Source organism: Candidatus Zixiibacteriota bacterium (genome assembly GCA_040753875.1).
GTDB lineage: Bacteria > Zixibacteria > MSB-5A5 > GN15 > FEB-12 > DATKJY01.
Map to the genome: position 1 here is coordinate 509,855 of JBFMDV010000005.1, position 24,265 is coordinate 534,119.

Sequence of the window (24,265 nt, forward strand, 5' to 3'; positions counted from 1 at the left end):
CTTGTGCTACCTGAATTCAAAATGTGTCTTGACCAGACAATGCTGGTGGTCAACATGATACTGCCATTCGTCCCGCCAGTGTTTGAGGGCGGATTGGATCGGCATAACTGCGGCATCGCCAAGCGGGCAGATTGTCCGCCCCAGGATGTTGCCGCACAGGTCCTCAATTTTTTCAATATCGTCAGGCTTTCCACCGCCATGCTCGATGCGGTAAATGATCTGCTCCAACCAACCGGTACCATCGCGGCAGGGAGTGCATTTGCCGCAAGATTCGTGACGGAAGAAATGTATCAATTTCAGGATCGCCCACACGATACAAGTATCCTCATTGAACACGATCACGGCTCCCGAACCGAGCATTGAGCCTGCTGCAGCCATTGATTCGAAATCCAGGCCGACGTCGATCATATCCGGGGTGAGAAACGGTGTCGAGGCTCCTCCTGGGATCACCCCTTTTAGTTTCTTCCCACTGGGGATACCGTTACCGTATGCCGGATCGTAGATGAGTTTCTTAAGATTGAACCCGAGCTCTACTTCGTAGTTACCGGGGCGATTCACATGGCCGGATAGAGAGAATATCTTTGTGCCCGGTGATTTCTCCGTCCCCATTTTTTTGTACCAGGATGCGCCGTTTTTGATGATGTGTGGTACCGTTGCCAGCGTCTCAACATTGTTCACAATTGTCGGAGACGCATACAGTCCCTCCACGGCAGGAAACGGTGGACGGATGCGCGAGAGCCCTTTCTCACCCTCAAGCGAGTTAAGCAGTGCCGTCTCCTCGCCGCAGATATACGCTCCGCCGCCGGTATGAATCACCAGGTCGAGATCATAGCCGGAGCCATAGATGTTCTTGCCAAGGTGACCGCCGGCGTACGCTTCGTTCCGCGCTTGTTCCATGCGGGCAATGCTATGCCCGAACTCGCCGCGGATATAACAAAACATCTGATGGCTGCGTATCGCGAATGCGGCTATCGCCATGCCCTCAATCACCGCGTGCGGGTCCCGTTCGAGGAGTACCCGGTCCTTGCAGGTCCCAGGCTCGGACTCATCGGCGTTGCAGACAAGATATCTCGGCTTGGGGGAATCTTTGGGAACAAAACTCCATTTCATACCGGTAGGAAATCCGGCCCCGCCTCGGCCCCGAAGGCCCGAGGCCTTCACCTCGGCAATCACATCTTCGGACTTCATGCCGGTCACCACTTTTCGCCACGACTGGTAGCCGCCGTGGGAAACGAAAGTCGCCAGTGTGTGCTGACTGGGATCTTCCACATGTCGGAAGAGGTGGAACTTCTCGCTCTTGGCCACTTCGGGCGCGTTGGTGACGACCGGGGAATAGAACATCAACCTTTTGCCCTCAGATCAGCCAGAATCTTGTCAACTTTCTCGCGGGTGAGATTCTCATAATAGTCATTGTTGATTTGCATCATGGGTGCGGTGGCGCACGAGCCCAGACACTCCACCGAAATCAGCGTGAACAAGTTGTCCTTCGTGGTCTCCCCTTTCTTGATCGCTAGCTTCCCTTCGAGATACCCGACCAGGTTGTCCGCCCCAAGTAGGGCGCACGAGATGTTGTGACACACCTGTATCAAATACTTGCCGACCGGCTGCTTGGGGAAAAGGGTATAAAACGTAGCCGCCTCCGCGACCTCGACCATCGGGAGATTCAAAGCGTGGCCAATCTCGCGATATATCTGGTCGTTCAAGTGCCCGACCTGGTGACACGCGATGGTCAGCGCGGGCAGAATAGCCGATTTGCGTCTCGGATACTCGGTCGCTTTCTGTTTGATCTTCTCGATTGATTCGCGCGTCAGTATCATCGATCCACCTCACCGAGCACCGGGTCAATCGTCCCGATTGCGACTATCACATCGGCCAGCAGTCCCCCCTCGACCAGCGTTGGGAGTGCACCTAAGTTTATGAACGATGGTGGCCGCACCCGGACACGCCTCGGGCGGTTGCTGCCGTCGCCGGCCAGATAAAATCCGATCTCCCCTTTGGGGGACTCGATCGCCTGATAAACGCCGCCTCGCGGCGCATTGAATCCTTCGGTGATTATCTTGAAGTGGAAAATCATCGATTCCATCTTATGCAGCACATCTTCCTTTGGCGGCAGCACCACCCCCGGGACATGGGCGCGATACGGCCCCTCCGGCATGCCGTCGATTGCCTGCTGGATAATCCGCAGCGATTGCCGAATCTCCTCAAGCCGCAGTTTGTACCGGTCGTAGGCATCGCCATTCGCACCGATCGGTACCTCGAAATCGAATTTTTCGTACGCGCTGTAGGGGTTGTCCCTGCGAAGGTCATGTTTGACGCCGCTGCCACGGAGCATTGGCCCTGACAGCGACAGATTGATGGCGTCCTCGGCTGAGATGACCGCCACCCCGCGCGTCCTGTTGATGAATATCTCATTCTCAGTCAGCAGTTTTTCGTAATCGCGAAGCGCCTCCGGCATCCGTTTGAGCACTTTCCGGACTTTCTTGTCAAAATCTGACGGCAGCTCGTCCGAGAGTCCACCGATCCGGATATAGGAGGTCATCATCCGCTGTCCCCCGCATGCTTCGTAGATATCCACGATCATCTCTCGTTCGCGGAAGGTATAGAGAAGCATGGTCATAGCGCCAATGTCGGTGGCGTGCGTGCCAAGCCAGACCAGATGCGATTTGATACGGGTGAGCTCCGCAAGACAGACCCGCGCCCATTTCACTTTTTCCGGGACATCGACATCCATCAGTTTCTCGACCGCCAGACAGTACGCCAGATTGTTGGACATCGGCGCCAGATAATCCATCCTGTCGGTGCACGGCAGCGCCTTGTAATACAGCTTGGACTCCATGGTCTTCTCGATGCCGGTGTGCAAATACCCGATCACAGGAGTCGCCTTGACAACCGTTTCGCCGTCCAGTTCGAGTTCCACCCGGAGCACGCCGTGGGTCGCCGGATGCTGCGGTCCCATGTTGATGGTTGTGAACTTCCGCTCGGCCATTACTTGATAACCTCCGGCGGAAGGTCCTTATTCCAGGTGAACTGCGGCTCCTCGTAGGTGAGCGGATAATCCCGTCGCAGCGGATGCCCTTCCAGATCGTCGGGCGTGAGGATCTTCGTCAAGTTAGGATGCCCGGCAAACACGATCCCCATCAGGTCCCACACCTCGCGCTCCATCATCTCCGCCCCTTTCCAAATCGGGGTGACGCTGGGGAGCTCTGGCTGATCGGCCTGAAGAACCGCTTTGAGGAAAAACCGGTGCTTGTGGGTCAGAGAGTAAAGGTTGTATATGACTTCAAACCGTCCTCCCATCTCCGCCTCGAACCCAAGCCAGTCCACTGAAGTCAGGTCTGCGAGGTAGCGAACATCGAGTTCGCCGTTCTCGTGGAGCGCATGGCAGATGTGCAATATGTCATCCGGCTTGACATAGAACGACTGATCCCCGCGAAATCCATCTTCCCGAAGAATGGCGTCGCTAAACCGGCCGTTCAGAAATTCTCGAATCCGCTCTCTGATGTCCATACTTTGTACTATTTTTCACAAGCACCATTCAGCGAACGGCTTGGCGCAGAGTTCTTCTTGATCGTCACTATTGATCAGCCGGCCTTGCGGCCCCATTCGTCACGCTGATCCTTCACGGACTCCCTGTCGATCTTTTCCTGGAGCTTGAGAATGCCATCCATCAGCTGTTCCGGACGAGGCGGGCAGCCAGGTACATACACATCGACCGGAATGATCCGATCTACGCCTTGAACGATAGCATAATTGTTAAATACACCGCCGCACGACGCGCAGGCCCCCATGGAAATCACCCACTTGGGATTCGGCATCTGATCGTAGAGCGTCCGGATCACCGGCGCCATTTTCACCGAAACCCTGCCGGCGACAATCATCAGATCTGCCTGACGCGGCGATGGCCGCATCACTTCCATACCGTACCGCGCAAGATCGAAATGCGCCGCAAACGTGGAGATCATCTCAATTGCGCAACACGCGAGACCAAATCCAAGCGGCCACATCGACCGCTTGTGCGCCCAATTGACCATCTTGTCGACGGTCGTAAGTATGACCGAATCCGGGATTTTTTCTTCTAATCCCACTTTAGCGCTCCCCGGCCCAATTCATAGATATAGCCGATAAGAATCAGGGCAATGAATATCAAAACGGAGAAGAAACCGAAAAGGCCAAGATCGCGAGCGACAATAGCCCAGGGAAGCAGGAAGATCACCTCTATGTCAAAGAGGATAAAAGAGATGGCGATCAAAAAGAACTTGATAGGCACCGGGTCTTTGGTGGTCCCAACAGGCTCGATACCGCATTCATACGGCTGCCCTTTCCGCCCAAGCTTGGTCCGCTTGCCGAAAAAGATCGAAAGAAACGTCAGTAGCAAGGCAAGAAAGACGGCAAACACGAACAGAAAGAGAATCGGGTAAAAGGTCTCAAACATTTCTGCGCCAACACCTTCGCACGTGCCAAAAACGGTTCGTCAACTTTACCGCTTGACCGGGGTAAAGTCAACTGCTTTTTATGGACAACTTCGCTATGGTAACTCCGGTTTGCACCATACATATGAGTCAGTAACTACACAATATTCGGCTGTCATATAAGAAGTTAGAACAATCGATAACGAGAGCTGGTTCCGACTGCATATTGCGGGCTTGCGACTCTCGTCACGAACTCGAAACTGAGTTCAGGCTCCAAATCTTACCTTGAATCCCGTAAGTAGGGTCTGGACTTTGAGCCATTGCTTGAGCGAAGATTGGTCGAATGAGCCGTACGCTTTGGATGATCCGGATACACGGATCCCCTTGGCATTCGTATCAATCTCCAGGTGACCGCCCCCTTCGACCCGATACCCGTTGTCGGAGAACTCGACGCGATCCTTACCGCGGTGCCAACGATACTTGAGGTGATTATTCACTGAAAATCGCTCGACAAGATTGGCGTGGTATGGGTATTCTTTTACCGCCCCATACACGAACCAGCGTTGCTCGCCATTCGTGATGATAACAAATTTGCAGTCGGTGGATGTCGATGCGGGGCTTGGTTTCGCCAAGAGCTCGGCCGAGAAATTGATAATCTCGAAATTGGGCGCGGTTACTTTCACTGGCCTATCCGTATGTGGTTGGAGAATATCCATCCTCGCTTCCATTTCCATGTTTCTACTCGATACAAACCGGGTTCGTTCACACGGTACGTTGCCCGCGAGTCAGTAACTTCATATATCGGTCTGCCGTTCCGCAAAACCTTAATACGGGCGCGCGCTGGAAGTATGATCTCCAGCACTGTATCGTTCCGGAACTCTACCTGACCGCCCGACACCGCCGATTCCGAGCCGTTCTGCGCTGAGAAATCGAACCCATCGGCGTCCCCCCATCGCAAATTGGCGAAGAACAGACGGCAGTCCCGTATCGCGTCGTAGAGCTGCTGCTTGGCGGTTGCAAAATCGCGGGACATCGGTTCCCGCAGTAGAACATACGTCCGCAACGAACGAAAATGCACTTTGTACGGGAATATCTCCACCCGCAACGGCCCGATCTGTATCGGGAAGGCATGGGCATCGACCGCGGCGATTCCAGCGCATTTCCTCCTGAGATTGATCTCGTCCCACCGCTGGAGTGTAGTTCTTGGCGGGCCAACCATTGATTTACGAGGCGAGAATGCCATTATCAGCTTGTTATATGGTCTCAGCCGCTCCATCCATTCGGACATCTGATTCCAGAGCTCGATGCCGGTGAACTTATCGCACGACCAGTCTGTCCACGGGAACGGCGGGTACTTCCCCAGCCGGTCGCGAATTTCATCGGGATGCGCTATAATCCCCACAGCCCTGTCCTCAGCTCCGGCCGCTACAACCTGCGAGGCGGTGAAGTCCGGCGGATACACACTCGGAGAATCAAACAGGAGATAGTGATTGTTATCCTCGGCGTCGTTGTGTTCGTAGCCAACTGTGACCAACGTATTGCCGTAAAACCCCTCTTTACCGTTTTCCTTGTTGGAGAGAGTCATATGGTCGGTGAACATCATGAAATCGAGCCCCACCTCCTGTCCAATCGCCGCCACTTCTTCTATGGTCTTCGTGCCATCGGACTCGGTAGTGTGGACATGGATCACACCCGAGTAGCAATGCCAGTTGCCTACGTTGTTAGCCATGACTGAGCTTCTGCGTGTGCGGCACTTTTCTGAAGATGAACAGCCCGATCAACACCATAGCGGCCAGCGACAGCACGCCCATCTTATACGGGAGTTTGGCGGCATCCGTGCTCGTGAGATGAAGAAACTCCGCTACGCGGCTGCCCAACGCGCGCTCGGGATGAAAGAGATACACCATGCCGGTCCAGACGAGTGGCCCCACAATCGCAGCAGCCCGACCCGACAGCGAGAAGATACCGAAGAACCGACCCAATTGGTCGTGCGACACCAGTTCCGCCAGCATCGGACGAGTGGTGGTCCAAAGTCCGCCGAGGAAAATGCCAACCATCGATCCAAGCAGCCAAATGACAGCCATATTGTCAACCAGCACAAACATGAGAAGCGCCACAACCCACCCGGTGAAAATCACGACGAGCAGCTTCTTGAGCGACCATCGCTCTGCAATTTTACCTATGACAAACGAGCCGATCACCGCTGAGATGGTCGATATGATCAGGAACAACGATATCTGGCTTTCAGCCAACCCAAGCACGACAGAGCAATACAGCCCGATATTCAGAATCACGGTGGCGACGGCATCCTCCACGAAATAATCGGCGATCAGAAAACGAAGAACACCCGGATACTGGCGTGTGTTCCTGAGTCCATCCCAAACCTCACGATAGGCGGTTGCTATTGGTACTCTCTGCGGCTGATGTCCTTTTCGCTCGCGCACCCAGAAATAGAGCGGTAGCGCGAAAACCAAAAACAGGAACGCTGTCGGTAAAAATGCGCCAGCCTTGCCGGAGCCATCGACATACGGAATCTCGACTGAAAAGAGCGAACCGGTGACAAACGGCAACACCAGGATCATGCCAATTATAGAGCCGATATAGCCAAACGCCACGCCAACGCCCGAAACAAACCGTGCCTGTTTTCCCTCGGCGACCGAATATAGTAGCGCGTTGTAGAACGGCATGCCCCCTTCATAGCTGAAATTCGCGATAACAAACAAGACGATGAGTCCCAGTATCGGGCCGGTCGCCGCCACCGACATGGCGCCCACAGACAGACAACAAGTCACGGTGAACAGAAGCAGAAACAGTTTCTTCTTGGCGGAATGGTCCGACAGCGCCCCCAGCGCGGGAAGCAGTGCCGCAGCAATCACCATCGATACGGCGAACGCAATGTCGAAATAGTGATCGCTGTAGTGCAGGTCTTCGACAATGTATCGCTTCAAATAGAGTGAAACGATATTCATCGAATAGATCGTGTTGGCGAAATCGTACAGCGACCAGGCGATGACGTCTTTCCGCCAGACAGAACGCAGTTTGGTCATGAACTAAATACCAAGCTGGCCGGAGATGGTCATCATGCCGTCGCGGACCAGAAGCAGGAATTTTTCGAGGTCCAGTCCGAGGTTGGAGCAGGCAGCCATGTTCTCGCGGGTAGCGCCCGCGGCAAACCGTTTCTCTTTGAATCGCCGCAGCATGAACTCGGCATCAATAGGAGCAAGCTTCTTCTCCGGGTGCATCAGCGCACAGGCCACGATGAATCCGGTGGTGGGGTCAACCGAATAAAGCGCCCAATCCAGTTTGCTCTTACAAGGGACATGCCCCGGATGGGCGTGGATGGCGTAGATCATGTCGGCCGGTAGCTCGTATTTGGCCAACCACTCTTCGGTTAGGTACGTGTGACGGGGTGCGTCATCTTTGGTCTCGTTGTAGTCGAGGTCATGCACCAAACCTACCAGCCCCCAGTAATCCGGGTCTTCACCAAGCTCCACTGCCAGCCGCCGCATGCCGGCCTCTACCGCCAAGATGTGTTTGAGCAGATTGTTGACGCCGATTTTCTCGACGACCAATTGATATGCGGATTCACGGGTAAGATTGAGATTCATGGTGGGGTCAATAAACGCCCGAACGTGGAGTAAGTCAAGAAATGGGTTCAGGACTCCAGCGCGCCCTACTTCCCAGCCTTCTTCTTGCTCACGTACAGCATATCCAGATACCCCACGCCGCGAGAGCCAAAATACGATTCCTGTTTCGCATACACCGGGTCCCGAAGTGCCGAGCCGAGCGTCACAAACGAGTATCCCTCATCCTCAAGCGCCGTCAACATATCGTCGAGATACGTTGCGTTCAGACGGTTGGCGCGGAGCCGAAGGATCTGCTTTACCGGACGCCCGACCAGTTGCTCCGCCAAATCCTCAGAACGCTCAATCTGGTCAATAACATGATTAACATACTCATTAAGCAACCGCTCGTACTGCGCGCTGTCTGGGACTTTGCCGAATTTCTGCATCGCCAGGTCGTAGGTAAAATCATCCGGCACGACAGAAGCGTGCGCTACCACGTTGCCAACACCGGCCAGGTAATCCCGTATCTTGGTTTTTGTCTTTGGGTCCGTGCCATAATGCAGGAACGGATACCGGAAATACCGGGCCTTCTGTCCGAACCCCACGAGCATCTCCTCGATTTCGCGCTGGCCGGACTGTATCTCCTGCATGAATTGATCCGTGCTGAGTCCCTCGATATCCTGATTGGAATAGGTCATCGTCCCAAGGCCATGCCCCTCGTTCAGCCAGTCCCCCAGCAGGTCGTACTGTCCATCGATGTTCAGCCCTACCACAAATCCGGTCGCTGTGATCTCATGCTTCCGGAGTGCTTCGAGTATCATATACGTGATCGCGTTGGCATCGACCTCGCCAAACGACAGCGCTGCCGGCAGTTCATCGAACGTGATCGCGATCTGCTTTCCTGTGCTGGGCTTTGCGGGCTTCTGATCCTGTGCCTTGGAATCGGCCGGACCGGTGAGCACAGTCAACAGAGCAATCACAAAGGCGAGTCTCTTTGCGGATGATATCGCTGAACCTGACTGCCGTGTCATGGTCATCTCACCTGATGGAACATCATGAAATTGGTTGGTGCCGTGGAGCCAAACGGCGCCCCGCCGGTGATAACCACCGTCTCCCCTTTGGCGCCCAGCGAATACTTGGCACATAGTTCGTCCACCACGGCCAGCATATCGGCAAACGATTTCGGTTGCTTGATCTGTATCGGGTACACCGACCGAAACAATGACAACTGACGCATCACCTGCTGGTCCGGTGTGAGCGCTATGATAGGCTGAGTAGGAAACAGATTGGACAGCATTTGGGCTGTGAAGCCCGATGTTGTAAACGCAAATATCATCATTGCGCCGGTATGCATATCGGCCCGGCTGACCGCCTCGGCAATCGCAAACGGAATCGGCGGCACGACCGTCCGGTCCCGCTGTCCCAGCTCCGGAGGGTGGCACGAGGGCTCGGTCGTCTCGATCACCGAAGTCATTGTTTGGACAGCCTCGAGCGGGTATTGCCCGGTGGCGGTCTCGGCCGAGAGCATGACGGCATCAGCGAAATCGAACACCGCACCCGCCACATCGTTGATCTCAGCTCTCGTCGCTCGTGGCGAGAACCGCATCGACTCCAGCATTTGCGTGGCCACGATCACCGGCTTGTGGTGTCGGTTCGCCAGCGCCAATATCTTTTTCTGAAGCCGAGGCAACTCGGCCGGTGGGAGTTCGACGCCCAGGTCACCGCGAGCGACCATGACGCCATCGGCTACCAGCAGGATATTCTCCAGGTCTTCAATCGCCTCGCGCTTTTCGAGTTTGGCGATCACGCGCTGGTGCCCCTTGGCGCGATGAATCAGGCTTTTCGCCTGAAGGATATCATCGCCGGAACGCACAAACGACACCGCCAGATAGTCGGCATCCGATGCTACCGCTGAGGCAATATCGGCCTTGTCCTTCTCCGTTATGGTTGGTATCTCTATCGTGCTGTCCGGGAGGTTGATCCCTTTTGCGGGAAGTACTGTCCCTGCGTTCAGAGCCTTGAGTACTACCTCACGACTTGAGGCCTTCAGCACTTCAAATGCCAGTACGCCGTCATCAACGAATACCCTCTCCCCCTTCTTCACTGATTTGAGAATGGCCGGATGGTTAACACCGACCGTGCTACCAGCCAGGTTCGAGGTCCCCGATGTCAAGGTAATGTGTTGTCCCATGCTGATCGGCAATGACCCCTCAAACCGTTCAAGCCTGAACTTAGGTCCGGACAGGTCGAATAGGATTCCGACCGGGTACGGGGCCCCTTTGGTCCCCTGGCGAATCGTTCGAACGGCTTTGGCGTAATCGGCACTGTCTCCGTGCGAACAATTGACACGGAAGACGTTGACGCCTGCCTCCACGAGGCGGCGGATGATAGTCGGATTGGCTATAGCAGGACCATAAGTGGCCAGAATCTTGGTTTTCTTCATGGCGGGCAGAAAGGCACAAGGGGACGAACTTAGCAACAAAAAACGGGTCAAAAGGGGGCCGGACAAGTCGATTCCGACAGAATTACCGCCTCGTAAGCAATTGTTTAACAACAGCATAACCGAAAACCCTGGCTGCATCGCAAGGTAGCTCTTCCCTTTTGGTGTATAATGCCATATATTATGGCCCCCGTTGACAGCAGACGATCTGAAAGGGACTTTACAAATTCAAAGGGGTAGGAAGGTATGTCTAAGAAGGTTTTGATAGCCGTGAACAACATGATCTTCACCTCCAAGATCATGTCGGTACTCGACAACATGGAGGCCGAGGGGATCAAGGCGATCCGCTCAGACGAGATCTTTACCAAAGCTCAGGAGTTGCGCCCCGACCTGATCATTATCGATCTCAATCTGAACGGTATCGAGGCCCCATCGCTCATTAACAAGCTCCGCTCGTATGGCGCCACCAAGACGATACCGATTGTCTGCTATTCGCCGCACGTGCTGGCGGACCAGATGAAGGCGGCCATGACCGCCGGCGCCACTGAAGTACTGCCGAACTCGAAAATGACCTCACGCATGCAGCAGGTGCTGGGCAAGTACATCGGCAACTAAGCCTACTGACGGCTTGTTATAGAACCGGGACGATTGTCCCGGTTTTTTTATGCGAATTATCGAACTACACATCGAGGTGAGCGACTTGGAACGGTCGCTTGCGTTCTATCAGCAGATTCTGCCCCACGCAAAAGTGACCCGTTGGGACGATGGCTCCGCCCTTGCCCTGGTGCTTAATGATGGTTCCGCATTTGGCCTGTGGCAAAAGGGGAAGCAGGGGGTGTTCGCGGGCCGGGCGGCCGAACATCTGCATTTCGCATTGCAGGTCTCTGACACCGAATTTCAAGAGACAAAGACCCGCCTGATTTCGCTGGGGGTCGAGATTCAGGAGCGTACCTGGAAAGGGGGACAACGTTCGGTCTATTTCACGGACCCCGACGGTCACCAGGGGGAGTTCATCACCTGCGACTGGAACGAACTGACTTCGTAATGGATCTTTCGCGACTTCTGTGTCGTATATCCTACCTTCAACCCACAAGGAGGTGCACATGACAGTTCAAGAACGACAGGACAAGCTGGTTTCCTATGGGAAGGCACCGGAACAACTCCGCAAGGCCTTGGGCGATTTTCCCAAAGAAGTTTGGAAATACAAACCGGCGCCGAACCGGTGGAGTATTCACGAGATCATCATCCACCTGGCTGACGCCGAGGCCAACTGCTACATCCGCGCTCGCCGTTTTGTCGCAGAACCGGGGAAAGCTGTCATGGCGTATGACCAGGACAGCTGGGCCGAGAAACTGGGATATCATTCGCAGAGCGCCGATGCCGCCCTTGAACTGTTCGGGTTGCTTCGCAGAATGAATCACGGACTATTGAAGTCTGTACCGCAGGATGTCTGGGATTCGCACACGGTCGAACATTCGGAAGTGGGGACTATGACACTCGACCAATTTCTGGAGATATACGACCGCCACACGCCGGGGCATATCCGCCAGATGCAGGAGAACTACCGGCACTGGAAAGAGCACCGGAAGTAAGCGGGCGCCGTTATTTATTATCCAGCGCCTTGAATTCGCCGGTCGCTTCTACAAGCACCGGATACTCCTCCACTTGAGCGGGAATGGCTCGCTTCAGTTCTGCGGTCATGCTGACCACAAACACCTTCAGACAGGGCTTGCCATTCTGTTCGCCAATGCCAGTCCCGATTACACCCGGCAGAGCCATCCACTTGTCGGTGTAATCGCTGAGGACTTCTTCAATCGATCGCGACGCCATGGTATCCTGACTCTCCACTGTTTCGGATTTCTTGCCTGCCTCGGCGCAGCCGGACGCTATCATGCCAACCGAGGACAGAAACCCAACGCCTATCAACACTCCAATTGCAGTCAGTCGTAGTGTCATTCTGTTTCTCGGACTCCCTTCACCCATAGTAGAACGCATTCTGGGGGAAAAAGCAAGGCGGGGACTCAACGAGTTCCCGCCTTTGCAAAAGAAATCGTGTTTTGCTATTGATTGCAAATCGTAGCGTTGAAGCGCTGTAGCACGACATTGATCGGCGTGCCGACCGCTTCGCCTCTGCTGGTTCCGGCAAAGAGCAGCCCCACCGGGTTATTGGACGAATTGTTGGTGACTGCCAACGAACCGGAATCGCCGGACTTGATGACACCGCGCGAAGTCATGAACTGACCTATGAACCTCGCCGTGCCATGGGAATACCCCACGCTTATGGTCACGTTAATGGCGGTTATGGTGCCAGTAGTCAGCGAACTGGTCCGGCCGACTTTCTTGATCGCCAGCCCTACTGACGGCGAGACGGTGGTTGAACTGGGATAGCCATAGAAGCCTGCCAGCGTGGCGCAGGTCACATCGGTAGTGGAGAACTGCGCGATAGCCGCATCCATCGTGTTGTTGGCGCTGGCACTGAAGGTAATGGGATAGAAATCGGACAGATCAGCCACTTTGTCATTGGCGATATTAGCACACAGCGGCTTTGCGTCATATCGGCCCGGCTGATGGATATCCTCGCCGATCGCTGCCTGATTCTCTCTGGCTAGCACGTGATTGTTACTCAGAATATACTTTTGACCGCTCTTCACGACCACACACCCGATAGTGCCCGCGGCACATTCGTTGTTATTGCCGACTGATACGCCAATCGGAACCGGACGATACCGCTTGGTCAGCGCCATTGCATAGAATGGACCGGTTTCCTCTACTGAAACCGGGATACCATCAATGACCGGAGCGATCTTACCGGCTGAGGCGACCGTACCCGATGTGTACACTTTGATACAGAGGTTTCCGTTCTCATCGACACCGGTACCGGTACCAACCACGCCGTCGATATTCATCAGCATGTCAGTATTACGGTCCTGGATACCCATGACCTTTGAGACCGCCTCAGGATTGGTGGCGGCTATGTCGGTGATGTTGTTGGCGGTCGGAGTCTGATTGTTGTTGCAGCCGACCCAGTACAGGGCGGTGACCAGAAGGATCGCGGACACCAATGCGATCAGACCAAAGCGCGTCTTCCTCATGATGCTCTTCCTCCAAAGGGTTTTTGAGGTATTACTATCATTCGTGAAAATGACTACCGACTTCGTTCGGGGGATAATCGAACAGCGTCGGCAATTCGCGGCTCCTTAACCTGCTGATACAGGGGGACGCCGTCCGGTCCATGAGGACCTTACCAACAATATTTCTCCGCGCACCTCCTTTCCCGCGACCTCTTACCTTTGCCTCTGGCACCTGAGCTGGTGTATTGCCTACTGGCACGCCAGCCAACAGCACCTAATACAATGGAAATAAGCAGGGATCTTACCCCGTCTTGCACTCACGATGTTAATTATGACAACCCCCGGTGCGGCTGCCCGGGGACCCTGCTGAATGCCGCTGGCAGCCTCTCGCCCGCGTGGCGGGCTTCAAAGGCAAACCAAACCTGTCACGGCTGCAGCTACCGTGAAGGATAAGCTAACGCTCATCTCCGAAGATACAAGAAGAATTTTATGCCACGTGCCACATGGACCGTGAACCACCCGTCAACAAGGGGACCCTGTCTAAATCGGCTGACTGCCACCATCTGAGACGCTACACTTTATGGCGCAGGGCGGTAGCAATCGCGCGCCTACGTGCAGGTCAGAGAATCAGGAGAAATAGGTTTGACGGTTGGTGTTCTTAAAGATTGTGCGGAAGGGGGGACTTGAACCCCCACGGATTGCTCCACTACCCCCTCAAGATAGCGTGTCTACCAATTCCACCACTTCCGCATCGATTCAAAAGGCAGAACTATTCGTTGTCCTGCCCAAAACGAACGTAGCCGGTCACACCCTCACGTAAGGCGGTGTGCCAACTCAGTAATCTACTTGCCGGTGTCGCCGGTATTGAACGGCGACGCCTCGCCCGGGGTGACCTGCTGAGTCCCTTCCTGACCGGGCGTGGTCGGTTGAGCCTGCTGTTGCTGCTGCATCTGACGCTGCATCTCCTCTTGCGCCTGACGAGTCACTGCGGACTCACCGGTTGCCGCCGGGGCACCAGTAGTACTAGATCGGGTCTGGCCGGACATGAACGCCAGCGCCCCGCAGTTGAACATGAACAAAATTGCCAGCACCGTAGTGGCTTTGGACAAGAAAGTCGCGGCGCCACGACCGCCGAATACGGCGCTCGACAGCCCGCCGCCAAAAGCAGAACCGGCCAGCCCCTCGCCTTTACTGGATTGCATTAGCACGACCAGAATGAGCGCCAGACAGACCAGCACATGAAAGATCACCCATGCAACAAACAACGAATATACCTCCGCTTAACACGCGTTAATAATCGCACCAAACTCCTCGGCCACCAGGGACGCTCCTCCTACGAGAGCACCATCGATATTCGGCTGCGACAACAGCCCCTTGGCGTTGTCCGCCTTCACCGAACCACCGTACAGGATCGGAAATTCCGAGGCCGACCGCTGGTCGATCCCGGATACCATATCTCGGACGAACCTGTGTATGGCTTCCGCCATGTCGGGCGTTGCCGTCCTACCCGTCCCGATTGCCCAGACCGGTTCGTAGGCGATGACGATCTTTTTCAAATCGTCCGGCCCGAATCCAGCCAGGACACCGCGTACCTGAGTTCCGACCACGTTTTCGGTTTGACCGGCCTCCCTCTGGGTCAGCGTCTCACCGACACAGATGATGGGTGTAAGACCGGCTGCCAAAGCGGCTTTCGCCTTGGCGTTAATCAGTTGGTCGGTTTCACCGTGATACCGCCGGCGTTCCGAGTGGCCCAAAATAACGTACGTCGCCCCGAGCGTCAAGAGCATGGCGGCTGAAATATCCCCTGTGTACGCTCCTTTCTGATGCTGCGACATGTCCTGGGCGCCGAGCGCTATCCGGCTGTTGCGTAATAGATTGGCCGCTGTACCGAGTGACGTGAACGGCGGGCAGACCACCACGGTGACACTGTCACGCGCCGATGGCCTTGACAAGAGGGCCTTTATCAGTACTTCCGTCTCGGCAACTGTGCCGTTCATTTTCCAGTTACCGGCGATCACTTTCCGGCGCATCTCAGACCGCTTCAACCTTGACGGCATCAGTTAACGCCGCCACTCCGGGCAGGAGTTTCCCTTCAAGAAACTCCAGCGATGCCCCGCCGCCGGTAGAGATATGAGTCAGTCGGTCGTCCAACCCGGCCTGACTGACCGCCGCTGCCGAATCCCCGCCGCCCACCACCGTTACCGCGCCCCGCATGGTCAGGTCGGCCAGCAACTTAGCAACTGCCAGTGTTCCCCGCGCAAATGGCTTGTGCTCGAACACCCCCATCGGGCCATTCCAGACGATAGTCTTTGCATCAGCCAACGCATCCGAGAATGTTTTGATCGATGCCGGTCCGATATCCAGCCCTTTCATGCCGTCCGGGATCTTCTCGATCGGTACAACTTTGGTCTGTGCTGAATCGGAAATCTCGGAGGCAATCACGGCATCTGACGGAAACAGCAGTTTCATTCTTGAACCTTGGGCTTTGGCTATGATCTCTCGCGCCAGTTCCACCTTGTCGTCTTCGAGCAGTGAGTCACCGATGGAGTATCCCATCGCCTTGGCGAACGTGAACACCATGCCGCCGCCTATTACCAGCAGATCAACTTTCGGCATTAGCTGCTGGATGACATCGATCTTGCCGGAAATCTTGGCCCCTCCGAGAATAGCGGCAAACGGCCGCTTGGGATTGTTCAAGGCGTTGCCGAGATACCGCAGCTCCTTTTCCATCAGGAACCCGGCGACCGACTGCTTGAAGAACTGCGTCACCCCTTCGGTCGACGCGTGTGCCCGATGCGCTGAGCCGAATGCATCGTTGACATAAATATCCGCAAGCTCGGCCAGTTTGCGGGCGAACTCCGGGTCGTTCTTTTCCTCTTCCTTGTGGAAGCGGAGATTCTCCAGAAGCAGGCACTCGCCGTTCTTGAGTTTGTTAGCACCATTAGTTGCTTGCGGGCCAATGCAGTCCTCTGCAAACGATACCTGCGATCCGAGGAGTTCCGACAGCCGTTTCGCCACCGGTCGCAGTGAGAATTCAGGCGTGGTGCCTTTTGGTCGGCCGAGATGTGAGCAGGCAATCACGCGGCCGCCGTCCCCCAGAATCTTCTTGAGTGTCGGCAGCGCCTCCCGAATCCGACGGTCGTCGGTGATGCATTGTTTGTCGTCGAGCGGTACGTTGAAATCGACACGTACGAGCACTTTCTGGCCGCGGAAATTGACATCGGCCACGGTTACTTTATTCATGGACCCTTCTCCTTCCGACCTGATCACATCATGCGCATCATGTCGACCATGCGACAGGAAAACGCCCATTCATTGTCGTACCAGCCGAATACTTTCACCAGGTTGCCATGCACGGCCGTAAGTGCCGAATCGAACACCGAGCCGTGGGGATTGCCTATAATATCGGTGGACACGATCGGCTCATCACAATACTCCAGCGTGCGGGAAAGCGGCTCTGAAGAGGCAGCCTTCTTGAATGCGGCGTTGATCTGCTCGACCGTTGCCTCTTTCTCCAGGATCACTGCCAGATCCACGAGCGACGCATCCGGAGTAGGCACGCGGATCGCTATCCCGTCGAGTTTTCCCTTCATGACGGGGATAACCTCGGCGATCGCCTTCGCCGCACCGGTTGTGGTCGGTACCATCGAGAGCGAGGCCGACCGTGCCCGCCGAAGGTCCTTATGTGGTGCGTCCATCAGTCGCTGGTCGGCCGTGAACGAGTGAATAGTGGTCATGAACCCCTTGACGATACCGAAATTGTCGAGAAGTACCTTAGCCATCGGCGCGAGACAGTTGGTGGTGCACGAACCTATCGAAATGACATGATGCTTGGTCTTGTCGTACTGGTGGGAATTGACCCCCAGTACGAACGTGCCGTCGTGCCCTTTGGCGGGCGCTGAAATAAGCACCTTGCGGGCACCGGCGGTGAGATGTTTGGAAGCATCCTCTTTGGTGGTGAATTTCCCAGTGCATTCTAGCACGACATCGGCGCCAAGCTGCTTCCAGGGGAGCTTGGCCGGGTCTTTTTCAGCCATCACCGGAATCTTCTTGCCTTCCACCACGATCTTATCACCGTCGACCGCCACTTCAGCCGGATACCGTCCGTGGATGGAATCGTATTTGAGAAGGTGCGCCAGTGTTTTGGCATCGGTGATGTCGTTAAGACCGACTACTTCCATGTCGGTCCCACGGGCCGCTTTCAGCACCAGCCGGCCGATTCGTCCGAATCCGTTGATACCAACTTTCATTATGTCTCCTGTTACATTATACCCGACGGATGATCATCTGCGAGTTGTGAACGGCAGCACGTACTTGATACCGACAGTGACGGTGAGCGCGTCATAGTTGCGCACCGAAATGAGGTCTTTCGAAAAATGGATGGGCATATACGCCACGTTGGCGTCAAGAGCGATATTGTGCGCCACCGAACAGTCCACGCCGCCGCCAAGAACGAAATTGAGATCGGTCTGTGATTCGCCGACAAAGGTCACGAACGGGTCAACCGAACTTGTGAACTGGATGCTGTTCCGCCCGTGATAAATGCCACCACCCCCCATGACATAGGGCTGGAACCGGTTGCTGATGCCAGCCAGCGGATACAGTTTGGCGCGGAGTTGAATGGGATAAACGATCAGATTGCCGAATATTGACTGCCCGTTGTCGTTGATGCTCACGTCACCACGGTTGACGATACCGGCGGCCAGTTCGACCATGAGAGCGGGAACCAGCCGATAGCCGAAATACCCCTCGAAATAGAAACTTCCTTCCTTGACATCGGTCTCATAGTAGGAACCATCGAGCGTATCGGCCTTAAGCGGCTTGCTTCCCATGTTGGACCAGACGCCGAGCCTGAGTCCCACCTGATGGCGATGGCTGAAACCGGCATAGTCGCCGGCGGGTTTGTCAGCGGCGAATGCGCCGCACGCCACCACCGTCGCCAGAAGGCACAACACGCACGCTCTAACCAAAAAATACCTCGGCCGCTTCGTACAGGTTCTTGTCCACGAGTTTCACGTGCTTGATAACATCGACCAGCGGCACCGTTTCCAGGTGCGTCCCCTTTAGTGCCGCCATCTTGCCGAACTCCCCGTTGTGAACCATATCGACGGCGAATATTCCATATCGTGTGGACAACACCCGGTCGAACGCGCTGGGGTTGCCGCCTCTCTGAATATGTCCCAGCCGCACCGACCGACAATCGAAACCGGTCTTGCGGCGAATGGTATCGGTCACCTTGTCGGCCACGCCGCCGAGCGGGATATGCCCGAATTCATCCGGTCCAACGTCGAGCCGCACCGGCTTGGCTTCACCCGATTCGCTCTTGAGCCGGGTCCCTTCCGCCACCACCACGAGCGAAAACTCTTTTCCGCGCTGGTGGCGTTCGGTAATGGCAGTCACCACTCGTTCGAGGTCCACCGGAAACTCCGGGATCAGGATCATCGTCGCGCCACCGGCAATACCGGACTCAAGCGCGATCCACCCGGCATCACGTCCCATCACCTCGACCACGAACACCCGATTGTGCGATTCCGCGGTGGTCCGTATCCGATCAATTGCTTCGGTGGCGACATTCACCGCCGTATCAAAACCAAAGGTGCGGTCGGTTCCCCAGACGTTATTGTCAATCGTTTTGGGAACGCCGATAACCTTTATTCCTTCCTGATGCAACTTGCCGGCCACACCCAGGGTGTCGACTCCGCCAATGACTATAAGCGCCTCAAGTTTGTGATCGGTCATGTTCTTCTTGACATCACCCACCCCGTTCGGATGACTGTAGGGGTTGGTGCGCGAAGTCTTCAGGATAGTTCCCCCCATATAGAGTATATCGGCAACATCGTCGGGTGTTATAGGTTTGATCTCCCCTTCGCCCAGAAGTCCGCGCCACCCCTCGTAGACACCATAGAAGTGAAAGCCGTAGCGGGAGGTTCCCTTTTGGACGATGGCCCTGATTACGGCATTGAGACCGGGGCAATCTCCGCCGCCGGTTAGTACGCCAATATTCATAACTGCAGCCTTTCGATCAACGCGAGCACATGTTGACAAGTAACCGGACGACCTGAGTGATGTCAAGATTTTATGGGTATACAAGCGCGTCGCACGAGCATGCGGGCCGTGCGCGGATCTGTTGGCGCTCCGATCTCAGGGTGCGGCGGGGCCGGCAGGATAGAACGTGATCTGGCTGCGTCGATAGTCAAACAGCACCTTGTAGCTCTCCAATACCATGTTGCCGATATTGCCTGCCAGCTCCGATGAACCGGCCAGACCCTGCGACAACCCGGGCAGCATGACGCGCAGCGAATCAAGGTAGAGCGGACCCATATCAAAGGATCGCGCCACTCCCGTGCGTCCGTCCACCGCGCCGCCAACACCACCCAGCGCGCCGGTTTCGCGGATGTCAACGAGAAGCGTGTCGAGGCGATTCTTTTCTACGAATTCCTTGTGAAGGATCAGGCCATAGGCGTTGCCGAGATCGACTATGAAATCTCCCGGCACGCCGGATAACGCGCCCTCGATCGCCGGCACCTGCATGACGAGACGAAATGGAACCGACGTACCGCCATCGGGTGTCCGGAACCGCTCCGGTCGATAGATCGTCAGACTGGAGTCACCGTAATCTACCAACACGGGAAACCGCGAAAGAAAATCAAAGCCAATCACGCCGCCGAACGGCGCGCCATCAGCCCCCTGGTGACCGATGCCGGACAGATCCATCACCCCGCCGATCTGCCCATACAAAAAGACATCACCTACCTGCAGCGAATCGATTCGGACCATCATCACCTCAGTGAAACCGCCCATTCCTTTCGCCGGGATCGTCCCAGCAGCTTCCAGGTCGAACTCAGCTACCGCCAACTCGTTGAAAATGGTAGCCGAGGCTCCCGAATCGAGGATCAACCAGACACGCCGCTTACCATTGATGACCGCGGGGACATATATATGGCCCGCCCGATATGAGAACGGCACGCGAACAGAGTCCCCTTCGCTCACGAATCGATACCCTGTGTCCGGCTCGACCGGCATGCTGAAAACGGCGCTGTCGAACGGTTCATTGATCCGGCAGGACTCGGCGTCGAATTCGATAGTCAGTGGGACCTCCGGCGCCTCGAGCTGCGTCCGCATAGGCGTGAGAATACCGTTTACCGGCTGATAGTTGTCAAAATAGGTGACAGTCTGGACATTGTCCAACCGGCTCAACATCTGAGCAAGGACGCCGGTGGTCCCGTTGAAATACGCCAGGACGGTATCTCCCTCAGAGGGGATAAATGCTATGAGGTAAAAGCCGGTGTCCTCGCGTACGACGGTACCCTTGTACGAGACGCTGTTGCCGCGTCGCGATGGGTCCAGGTACGCGTGGGTCTCGAAATAAAGGGATTTGATGAGTTCGCGTTTTTCGTATCCGCTGATTTCCATCAGCCGCCCATTCTGGTCTCGCTGCCAGGCGATGCGGCCATCGAACCCCTGCGCCACAGAAAACTGACCAAACGACAGTTCCAGAAGGATGCGGTCCGGCGGCATCAGATACTCAGTGAAACGTCCGGGCTGACCGTTATACGTCAACTTGCCTGTTACCTTCACGTATCGCACCTGCTGCAAGCTCACCACCGCGGCCGGCCCCCCAACCGAGACGGCAAATAACGAATCGAGATCAAACGGGGAATCCGCCCGCGTCGGCGTGGCGCCGATGAAGGAAGCCCAAACCGTCATGGAGACGAACAGGCAGCACATACTGTTAGTACTCATGTTGATGATACTCCGAAATCACGATCAGTCCCACCAGCACCCACGAGGTCAGTAACGCCGTACCTCCGTAGCTCACGAACGGAAGCGGCAGACCCGTGACCGGCATCAACCCCAGGGTCATGCCGATATTCACGATAAACTGGAAGAAGAAAATACTGATAGCGCCGAAGATGACGTTGGAGGCGAACTTCGAGCGGCATCTGACGGCAATGCCGAGACAGCGGTAGAAAATATACAGGAAGAGCCCGATCACGATGAGCGTCCCCAACAGTCCGAACTCCTCCCCAAAGACAGAGAAGATGAAATCCGTGTGACGCTCAGGAAGATAGTCCAGACGCGCCTGTGAGCCGTTCAGGAACCCTTTGCCGAGTATGCCTCCGGAACCAATTGCAATTTTTGACTGGATGATCTGATAGCCGGCACCGCGCGGGTCGTAGCCGGGATCGAGAAACACCAGTATCCGCATTTTCTGATAGTCTTTCAAATGGTTCCAGATCATCGGCGTGATCATACCGAACCCGAGATTGAAGAGCATCATCACGATGGAGAAGAGAAGCCCGGGGCGGAGAATACCCAGAAAGGCGATAAGCACAACAAAGTACAGCACCCAGGAAAGCCAGTAGAACGCAGCTACGAGTGAAATGAGCGGCGACAGGATCAACAGCATGTACCAAGGCGACAACCCCGACCAAAACCAGAGCGCGAACAACAGCACCATGAAGACCAGCGATGTTCCCAGATCAGGCTGCTTGAGCACCAGCGCCATCGGGATAAGCGCGAGCGCAGCAGACAGACCCAATCGTCGCTTTGACGCAATCGGCAGTCGGGTGTATGCGAAGAACCGGGACAGCGTGAGAAGCAATGCCACCTTGCCGAGGTCGGAGGGTGAGACGCTGAACGGCCCGATATCAAACCATCGCGAGGCCCCCATGCGCGAATGTCCTACCGCCAACACGGCGACCAAGAGCACCAGCGCGACGCCATAGAAGGTGTACGCCCCGGCATCAAACAGCCGCTGCGGAGCATGGAGCACCGCCAGAAACGCCATCAAGGCGATCGCCAGCCACAGCGATTGACGCAGAAAGTAGGTTTGCTTATAGGCCGAATCGGCATAAAACTGTGCCGAGAAAATCGTGACGATGCCGATGAGCGATAAGGCGAGAAAGGCACCGATAAGCTTCCAGTCCAGGGCCCGATAATCGATTCGCGTCATCATGGCTTTGTCTCGAGTGTCGCTGTCTGGGCCACCTGGAGAGGGATCCCGAGTTTCTTCTTCATGTAGGTCTCGATGACTTTCCCCACGATCGGCGCCGCTACCTCGGAACCATGTCCTGCATTCTCGACGATCGTGCAGACCACGATCTCCGGGTTTTCGATTGGCGCAAAGCCGACAAACCAGGAGTGGTCTTTGCCGTGCGGATTCTGTGCGGTTCCGGTCTTGCCGCACACAGTGTACAACTCGTTTCGCAGTCGACGCGCCGTGCCGCGCCCCCCTTCGGTAACCAGGCGAAGCCCTTCACGCAGGATTGACAGTGTCCTCGTTGAGAACGGCAACGTGAATGAAAGCTCCGGTCTGACCAGCGACTCCTGTCCGTTGGGCTTGCGAATACCGCGCACGACATGCGGCCGGTATACTTTCCCCCAGTTGGCGAGCCCGGCGTAAAACTGAGCCAATTGCAGCGGCGTCACCAGTATCTCCCCCTGCCCGATAGCGTTGTTCAGCACCAATGCCTTGGTCCAACCGTTCTTGCCGTACCGACGATCGTAATACTTGCTGTTGGGATTAAGACCGCTCGATTCGTTCGGCAAATCGATACCGGTCGGCCGGGAGAAACCGCACAGACTGTAGTATTGGCTGAGTTGATCGACTCCAACCCGAAGCCCCAACTGGTAGAAATAGACATCGCACGACATCTCGACCGCATGAATCGCCGTGGTGGTGCCGTGTCCTCGCTTTTCCCAGCATTTGAAATAGCGGTTTCCGAACTGATAGCCGCCACCGCACGACTTGAACGACGTATTCTCGTCGATCACGCCGGATTCCAGCCCAGCGCCAAGGGTCAGCAATTTGGCGGTCGAGCCGGGCGGATACAGACCATTGATTGGTCTGTTGAGTAATGGATGCGTGGAGTCATTCGAAATCTGCTGCCAGAGACTGTCGGTGACAATACCTGAGAACACGTTGGGATCAAAACCCGGGTCGGAGGTCATGCAGAGGATCTCGCCATTGCGAGGGTCGATCGCCACCACGGCGCCGCAGCAGAAAGAGTCCAATGATTCCACCGCGGTCCGCTGTACATCTTCATCGATAGTGAGCAACAGGTCCGAGCCTGCCACCGGTTGGACCGGTTCCCTGCCCTCGTACGGTCCCAGGATTTCACCGAATGCGGTGACCTCGATGAATTCGGTTCCTTCCATACCGCGTAGCGGCTGATCGTACTGCTTCTCAAGCCCTTTCTTGCCTATCGTTGCCCCCATGCGATACATCCCGGCAACTGCTTTCGCCATCTCCTGTTCGGAGACCTCGCCGACATGCCCGGTGAACGCCTCCGCCGCGAGCGAGTCGTCGTACATACGCACTTGATCCAACTGATAGCTGACACCGGGGAATTCGGAGTTCTGTTCCTCGAGCACAGCCACGATATCGAACGGGATATCTTTTCTCACCGGCGCCGGTTGATAGGGGGTCACCTGTGTCTTCCGAATCCGCTTGCGAAGCTGGAGCGTGTCGAACCCGATTATGCGGGACAGGTTGTTCAGGGTGCGCCCTTTCACCTCTTCGGCCGGGACAACAGAAACCGTATAGCTGGGACGATTGGAGACAATGATCCGCCCCTCCCGGTCCAGCATGGAACCGCGCTGTGCCTCTACCGGCACGACCCGGATGCGGTTGTTTTCCGCCAGCTGCGTCATTTCTTCGCGCTGAATTATCTGCAGTTTGAACAGACCGAACAGGATGAACAGCGCGGCGGCGACTATCAGCCCTTGCGCCACCCGCCGTCGGCTATCCAATGAAAGCGTATACCGGTCCATCTG

25 protein-coding genes, 1 tRNA gene and 1 pseudogene are annotated in these 24,265 nt (G+C 55.8%); 3 read left to right on the plus strand and 24 right to left on the minus strand.

Going from position 1 to position 24,265, the window contains the following annotated elements; genetic code table 11:
- Window positions 1-6: 6 nt before the first annotated feature.
- From nuoF to pyk, 12 genes and pseudogenes are all read right to left on the minus strand, one after another.
- Window positions 7-1,341: an NADH-quinone oxidoreductase subunit NuoF gene (gene nuoF / locus AB1644_03775; protein MEW6050165.1), complete on the minus strand. Its 1,335-nt coding sequence runs from the start codon at window positions 1,339-1,341 to the stop codon at window positions 7-9.
- Entirely contained in the window at window positions 1,341-1,817 is a 477-nt protein-coding gene (gene nuoE, locus AB1644_03780; protein MEW6050166.1) for an NADH-quinone oxidoreductase subunit NuoE, read from the minus strand. The genes nuoF and nuoE overlap by 1 nt, the downstream gene beginning before the upstream one ends.
- Window positions 1,814-2,986, minus strand: a complete 1,173-nt coding sequence (gene nuoD, locus AB1644_03785) for an NADH dehydrogenase (quinone) subunit D (GenBank protein MEW6050167.1) — start codon at window positions 2,984-2,986, stop codon at window positions 1,814-1,816. Before nuoD ends, nuoE begins: the two co-directional genes overlap by 4 nt.
- Window positions 2,986-3,507 (minus strand): NADH-quinone oxidoreductase subunit C, encoded by a 522-nt coding sequence (locus tag AB1644_03790; GenBank protein MEW6050168.1) that lies wholly within the window; start codon window positions 3,505-3,507, stop codon window positions 2,986-2,988. Before AB1644_03790 ends, nuoD begins: the two co-directional genes overlap by 1 nt.
- Window positions 3,508-3,608: 101 nt before the next feature.
- Window positions 3,609-4,085, minus strand: a pseudogene (locus tag AB1644_03795) (NADH-quinone oxidoreductase subunit B family protein).
- On the minus strand, window positions 4,076-4,432 hold the full coding sequence (locus tag AB1644_03800) for an NADH-quinone oxidoreductase subunit A (protein MEW6050169.1): 357 nt from the start codon (window positions 4,430-4,432) through the stop codon (window positions 4,076-4,078). The pseudogene AB1644_03795 and the gene AB1644_03800 overlap by 10 nt, the downstream one beginning before the upstream one ends.
- 243 nt (window positions 4,433-4,675) lie before the next feature.
- On the minus strand, window positions 4,676-5,092 hold the full coding sequence (locus AB1644_03805) for a hypothetical protein (GenBank protein ID MEW6050170.1): 417 nt from the start codon (window positions 5,090-5,092) through the stop codon (window positions 4,676-4,678).
- Entirely contained in the window at window positions 5,089-6,138 is a 1,050-nt protein-coding gene (locus AB1644_03810; GenBank protein ID MEW6050171.1) for a histidinol-phosphatase, read from the minus strand. The genes AB1644_03805 and AB1644_03810 overlap by 4 nt, the downstream gene beginning before the upstream one ends.
- The gene (locus tag AB1644_03815; protein ID MEW6050172.1) at window positions 6,131-7,456 is read right to left on the minus strand and encodes an MFS transporter; all 1,326 of its coding nucleotides are present in this window, start codon (window positions 7,454-7,456) and stop codon (window positions 6,131-6,133) included. Before AB1644_03815 ends, AB1644_03810 begins: the two co-directional genes overlap by 8 nt.
- A 3-nt stretch (window positions 7,457-7,459) precedes the next feature.
- Window positions 7,460-8,017 carry an HDIG domain-containing metalloprotein gene (locus tag AB1644_03820; GenBank protein ID MEW6050173.1) on the minus strand — a complete coding sequence of 186 codons (558 nt, stop codon included), beginning with the start codon at window positions 8,015-8,017 and terminating at the stop codon, window positions 7,460-7,462.
- A gap of 65 nt (window positions 8,018-8,082) precedes the next feature.
- Window positions 8,083-9,006, minus strand: coding sequence for a polysaccharide deacetylase family protein (locus AB1644_03825; protein ID MEW6050174.1), 924 nt, complete (start codon window positions 9,004-9,006; stop codon window positions 8,083-8,085).
- Window positions 9,007-9,008: 2 nt separating this feature from the next.
- Window positions 9,009-10,418, minus strand: coding sequence for a pyruvate kinase (gene pyk, locus AB1644_03830; protein MEW6050175.1), 1,410 nt, complete (start codon window positions 10,416-10,418; stop codon window positions 9,009-9,011).
- A 243-nt stretch (window positions 10,419-10,661) separates the two neighbouring features.
- On the opposite strand from pyk, the gene AB1644_03835 reads away from it, so the two are divergent.
- From AB1644_03835 to AB1644_03845, 3 genes are read left to right on the plus strand one after another with little or no spacing between them, the layout of a single operon-like run.
- Window positions 10,662-11,030 (plus strand): response regulator, encoded by a 369-nt coding sequence (locus AB1644_03835; protein MEW6050176.1) that lies wholly within the window; start codon window positions 10,662-10,664, stop codon window positions 11,028-11,030.
- Between the two features lie 49 nt (window positions 11,031-11,079).
- Window positions 11,080-11,460, plus strand: coding sequence for a VOC family protein (locus AB1644_03840; protein MEW6050177.1), 381 nt, complete (start codon window positions 11,080-11,082; stop codon window positions 11,458-11,460).
- 58 nt (window positions 11,461-11,518) lie between these two features.
- The gene (locus AB1644_03845) at window positions 11,519-12,007 is read left to right on the plus strand and encodes a DinB family protein (GenBank protein MEW6050178.1); all 489 of its coding nucleotides are present in this window, start codon (window positions 11,519-11,521) and stop codon (window positions 12,005-12,007) included.
- 10 nt (window positions 12,008-12,017) lie between these two features.
- Here the strand turns inward: AB1644_03845 and AB1644_03850 are convergent, their stop codons facing one another.
- From AB1644_03850 to mrdA, 12 genes are all read right to left on the minus strand, one after another.
- Window positions 12,018-12,371 (minus strand): hypothetical protein, encoded by a 354-nt coding sequence (locus AB1644_03850; protein MEW6050179.1) that lies wholly within the window; start codon window positions 12,369-12,371, stop codon window positions 12,018-12,020.
- A 104-nt stretch (window positions 12,372-12,475) separates the two neighbouring features.
- A complete protein-coding gene (locus AB1644_03855; protein MEW6050180.1) occupies window positions 12,476-13,507 on the minus strand; it encodes a hypothetical protein in 1,032 nt (343 codons plus the stop codon).
- A gap of 647 nt (window positions 13,508-14,154) precedes the next feature.
- A tRNA-Leu gene (locus tag AB1644_03860) sits at window positions 14,155-14,236 on the minus strand.
- Window positions 14,237-14,328: 92 nt separating this feature from the next.
- Window positions 14,329-14,751 (minus strand): preprotein translocase subunit SecG, encoded by a 423-nt coding sequence (gene secG, locus AB1644_03865; GenBank protein MEW6050181.1) that lies wholly within the window; start codon window positions 14,749-14,751, stop codon window positions 14,329-14,331.
- Between the two features lie 15 nt (window positions 14,752-14,766).
- Window positions 14,767-15,516, minus strand: a complete 750-nt coding sequence (gene tpiA / locus AB1644_03870; protein MEW6050182.1) for a triose-phosphate isomerase — start codon at window positions 15,514-15,516, stop codon at window positions 14,767-14,769.
- A gap of 1 nt (window position 15,517) precedes the next feature.
- Window positions 15,518-16,729: a phosphoglycerate kinase gene (locus AB1644_03875; GenBank protein MEW6050183.1), complete on the minus strand. Its 1,212-nt coding sequence runs from the start codon at window positions 16,727-16,729 to the stop codon at window positions 15,518-15,520.
- A 23-nt stretch (window positions 16,730-16,752) separates the two neighbouring features.
- Window positions 16,753-17,736, minus strand: a complete 984-nt coding sequence (gene gap / locus AB1644_03880; protein MEW6050184.1) for a type I glyceraldehyde-3-phosphate dehydrogenase — start codon at window positions 17,734-17,736, stop codon at window positions 16,753-16,755.
- Between the two features lie 33 nt (window positions 17,737-17,769).
- Window positions 17,770-18,441, minus strand: coding sequence for an OmpW family outer membrane protein (locus tag AB1644_03885; protein MEW6050185.1), 672 nt, complete (start codon window positions 18,439-18,441; stop codon window positions 17,770-17,772).
- 7 nt (window positions 18,442-18,448) lie between these two features.
- The gene (locus tag AB1644_03890; protein MEW6050186.1) at window positions 18,449-19,492 is read right to left on the minus strand and encodes an ATP-dependent 6-phosphofructokinase; all 1,044 of its coding nucleotides are present in this window, start codon (window positions 19,490-19,492) and stop codon (window positions 18,449-18,451) included.
- A gap of 135 nt (window positions 19,493-19,627) precedes the next feature.
- Window positions 19,628-21,229: a retropepsin-like aspartic protease gene (locus AB1644_03895; protein ID MEW6050187.1), complete on the minus strand. Its 1,602-nt coding sequence runs from the start codon at window positions 21,227-21,229 to the stop codon at window positions 19,628-19,630.
- A complete protein-coding gene (rodA, locus tag AB1644_03900; protein ID MEW6050188.1) occupies window positions 21,219-22,445 on the minus strand; it encodes a rod shape-determining protein RodA in 1,227 nt (408 codons plus the stop codon). Before rodA ends, AB1644_03895 begins: the two co-directional genes overlap by 11 nt.
- The gene (gene mrdA, locus AB1644_03905; GenBank protein ID MEW6050189.1) at window positions 22,442-24,262 is read right to left on the minus strand and encodes a penicillin-binding protein 2; all 1,821 of its coding nucleotides are present in this window, start codon (window positions 24,260-24,262) and stop codon (window positions 22,442-22,444) included. Before mrdA ends, rodA begins: the two co-directional genes overlap by 4 nt.
- Between the last annotated feature and the right edge of the window lie 3 nt (window positions 24,263-24,265).

Coding starts and splice junctions, on each gene's coding strand:
- AB1644_03855 (MEW6050180.1), bottom strand. CDS start 13,507: ATGAGGAAGACGCGCTTTGGTCTGATCGCATTGGTGTCCGCGATCCTT.
- nuoD (MEW6050167.1), bottom strand. CDS start 2,986: ATGGCCGAGCGGAAGTTCACAACCATCAACATGGGACCGCAGCATCCG.
- AB1644_03850 (MEW6050179.1), bottom strand. CDS start 12,371: ATGACACTACGACTGACTGCAATTGGAGTGTTGATAGGCGTTGGGTTT.
- mrdA (MEW6050189.1), bottom strand. CDS start 24,262: ATGGACCGGTATACGCTTTCATTGGATAGCCGACGGCGGGTGGCGCAA.
- AB1644_03800 (MEW6050169.1), bottom strand. CDS start 4,432: ATGTTTGAGACCTTTTACCCGATTCTCTTTCTGTTCGTGTTTGCCGTC.
- AB1644_03820 (MEW6050173.1), bottom strand. CDS start 8,017: ATGAATCTCAATCTTACCCGTGAATCCGCATATCAATTGGTCGTCGAG.
- AB1644_03840 (MEW6050177.1), top strand. CDS start 11,080: ATGCGAATTATCGAACTACACATCGAGGTGAGCGACTTGGAACGGTCG.
- AB1644_03890 (MEW6050186.1), bottom strand. CDS start 19,492: ATGAATATTGGCGTACTAACCGGCGGCGGAGATTGCCCCGGTCTCAAT.
- rodA (MEW6050188.1), bottom strand. CDS start 22,445: ATGATGACGCGAATCGATTATCGGGCCCTGGACTGGAAGCTTATCGGT.
- nuoF (MEW6050165.1), bottom strand. CDS start 1,341: ATGTTCTATTCCCCGGTCGTCACCAACGCGCCCGAAGTGGCCAAGAGC.
- nuoE (MEW6050166.1), bottom strand. CDS start 1,817: ATGATACTGACGCGCGAATCAATCGAGAAGATCAAACAGAAAGCGACC.
- pyk (MEW6050175.1), bottom strand. CDS start 10,418: ATGAAGAAAACCAAGATTCTGGCCACTTATGGTCCTGCTATAGCCAAT.
- tpiA (MEW6050182.1), bottom strand. CDS start 15,516: ATGCGCCGGAAAGTGATCGCCGGTAACTGGAAAATGAACGGCACAGTT.
- AB1644_03810 (MEW6050171.1), bottom strand. CDS start 6,138: ATGGCTAACAACGTAGGCAACTGGCATTGCTACTCGGGTGTGATCCAT.
- AB1644_03835 (MEW6050176.1), top strand. CDS start 10,662: ATGTCTAAGAAGGTTTTGATAGCCGTGAACAACATGATCTTCACCTCC.
- AB1644_03825 (MEW6050174.1), bottom strand. CDS start 9,006: ATGACACGGCAGTCAGGTTCAGCGATATCATCCGCAAAGAGACTCGCC.
- gap (MEW6050184.1), bottom strand. CDS start 17,736: ATGAAAGTTGGTATCAACGGATTCGGACGAATCGGCCGGCTGGTGCTG.
- AB1644_03875 (MEW6050183.1), bottom strand. CDS start 16,729: ATGAATAAAGTAACCGTGGCCGATGTCAATTTCCGCGGCCAGAAAGTG.
- AB1644_03845 (MEW6050178.1), top strand. CDS start 11,519: ATGACAGTTCAAGAACGACAGGACAAGCTGGTTTCCTATGGGAAGGCA.
- AB1644_03790 (MEW6050168.1), bottom strand. CDS start 3,507: ATGGACATCAGAGAGCGGATTCGAGAATTTCTGAACGGCCGGTTTAGC.
- AB1644_03895 (MEW6050187.1), bottom strand. CDS start 21,229: ATGAGTACTAACAGTATGTGCTGCCTGTTCGTCTCCATGACGGTTTGG.
- AB1644_03815 (MEW6050172.1), bottom strand. CDS start 7,456: ATGACCAAACTGCGTTCTGTCTGGCGGAAAGACGTCATCGCCTGGTCG.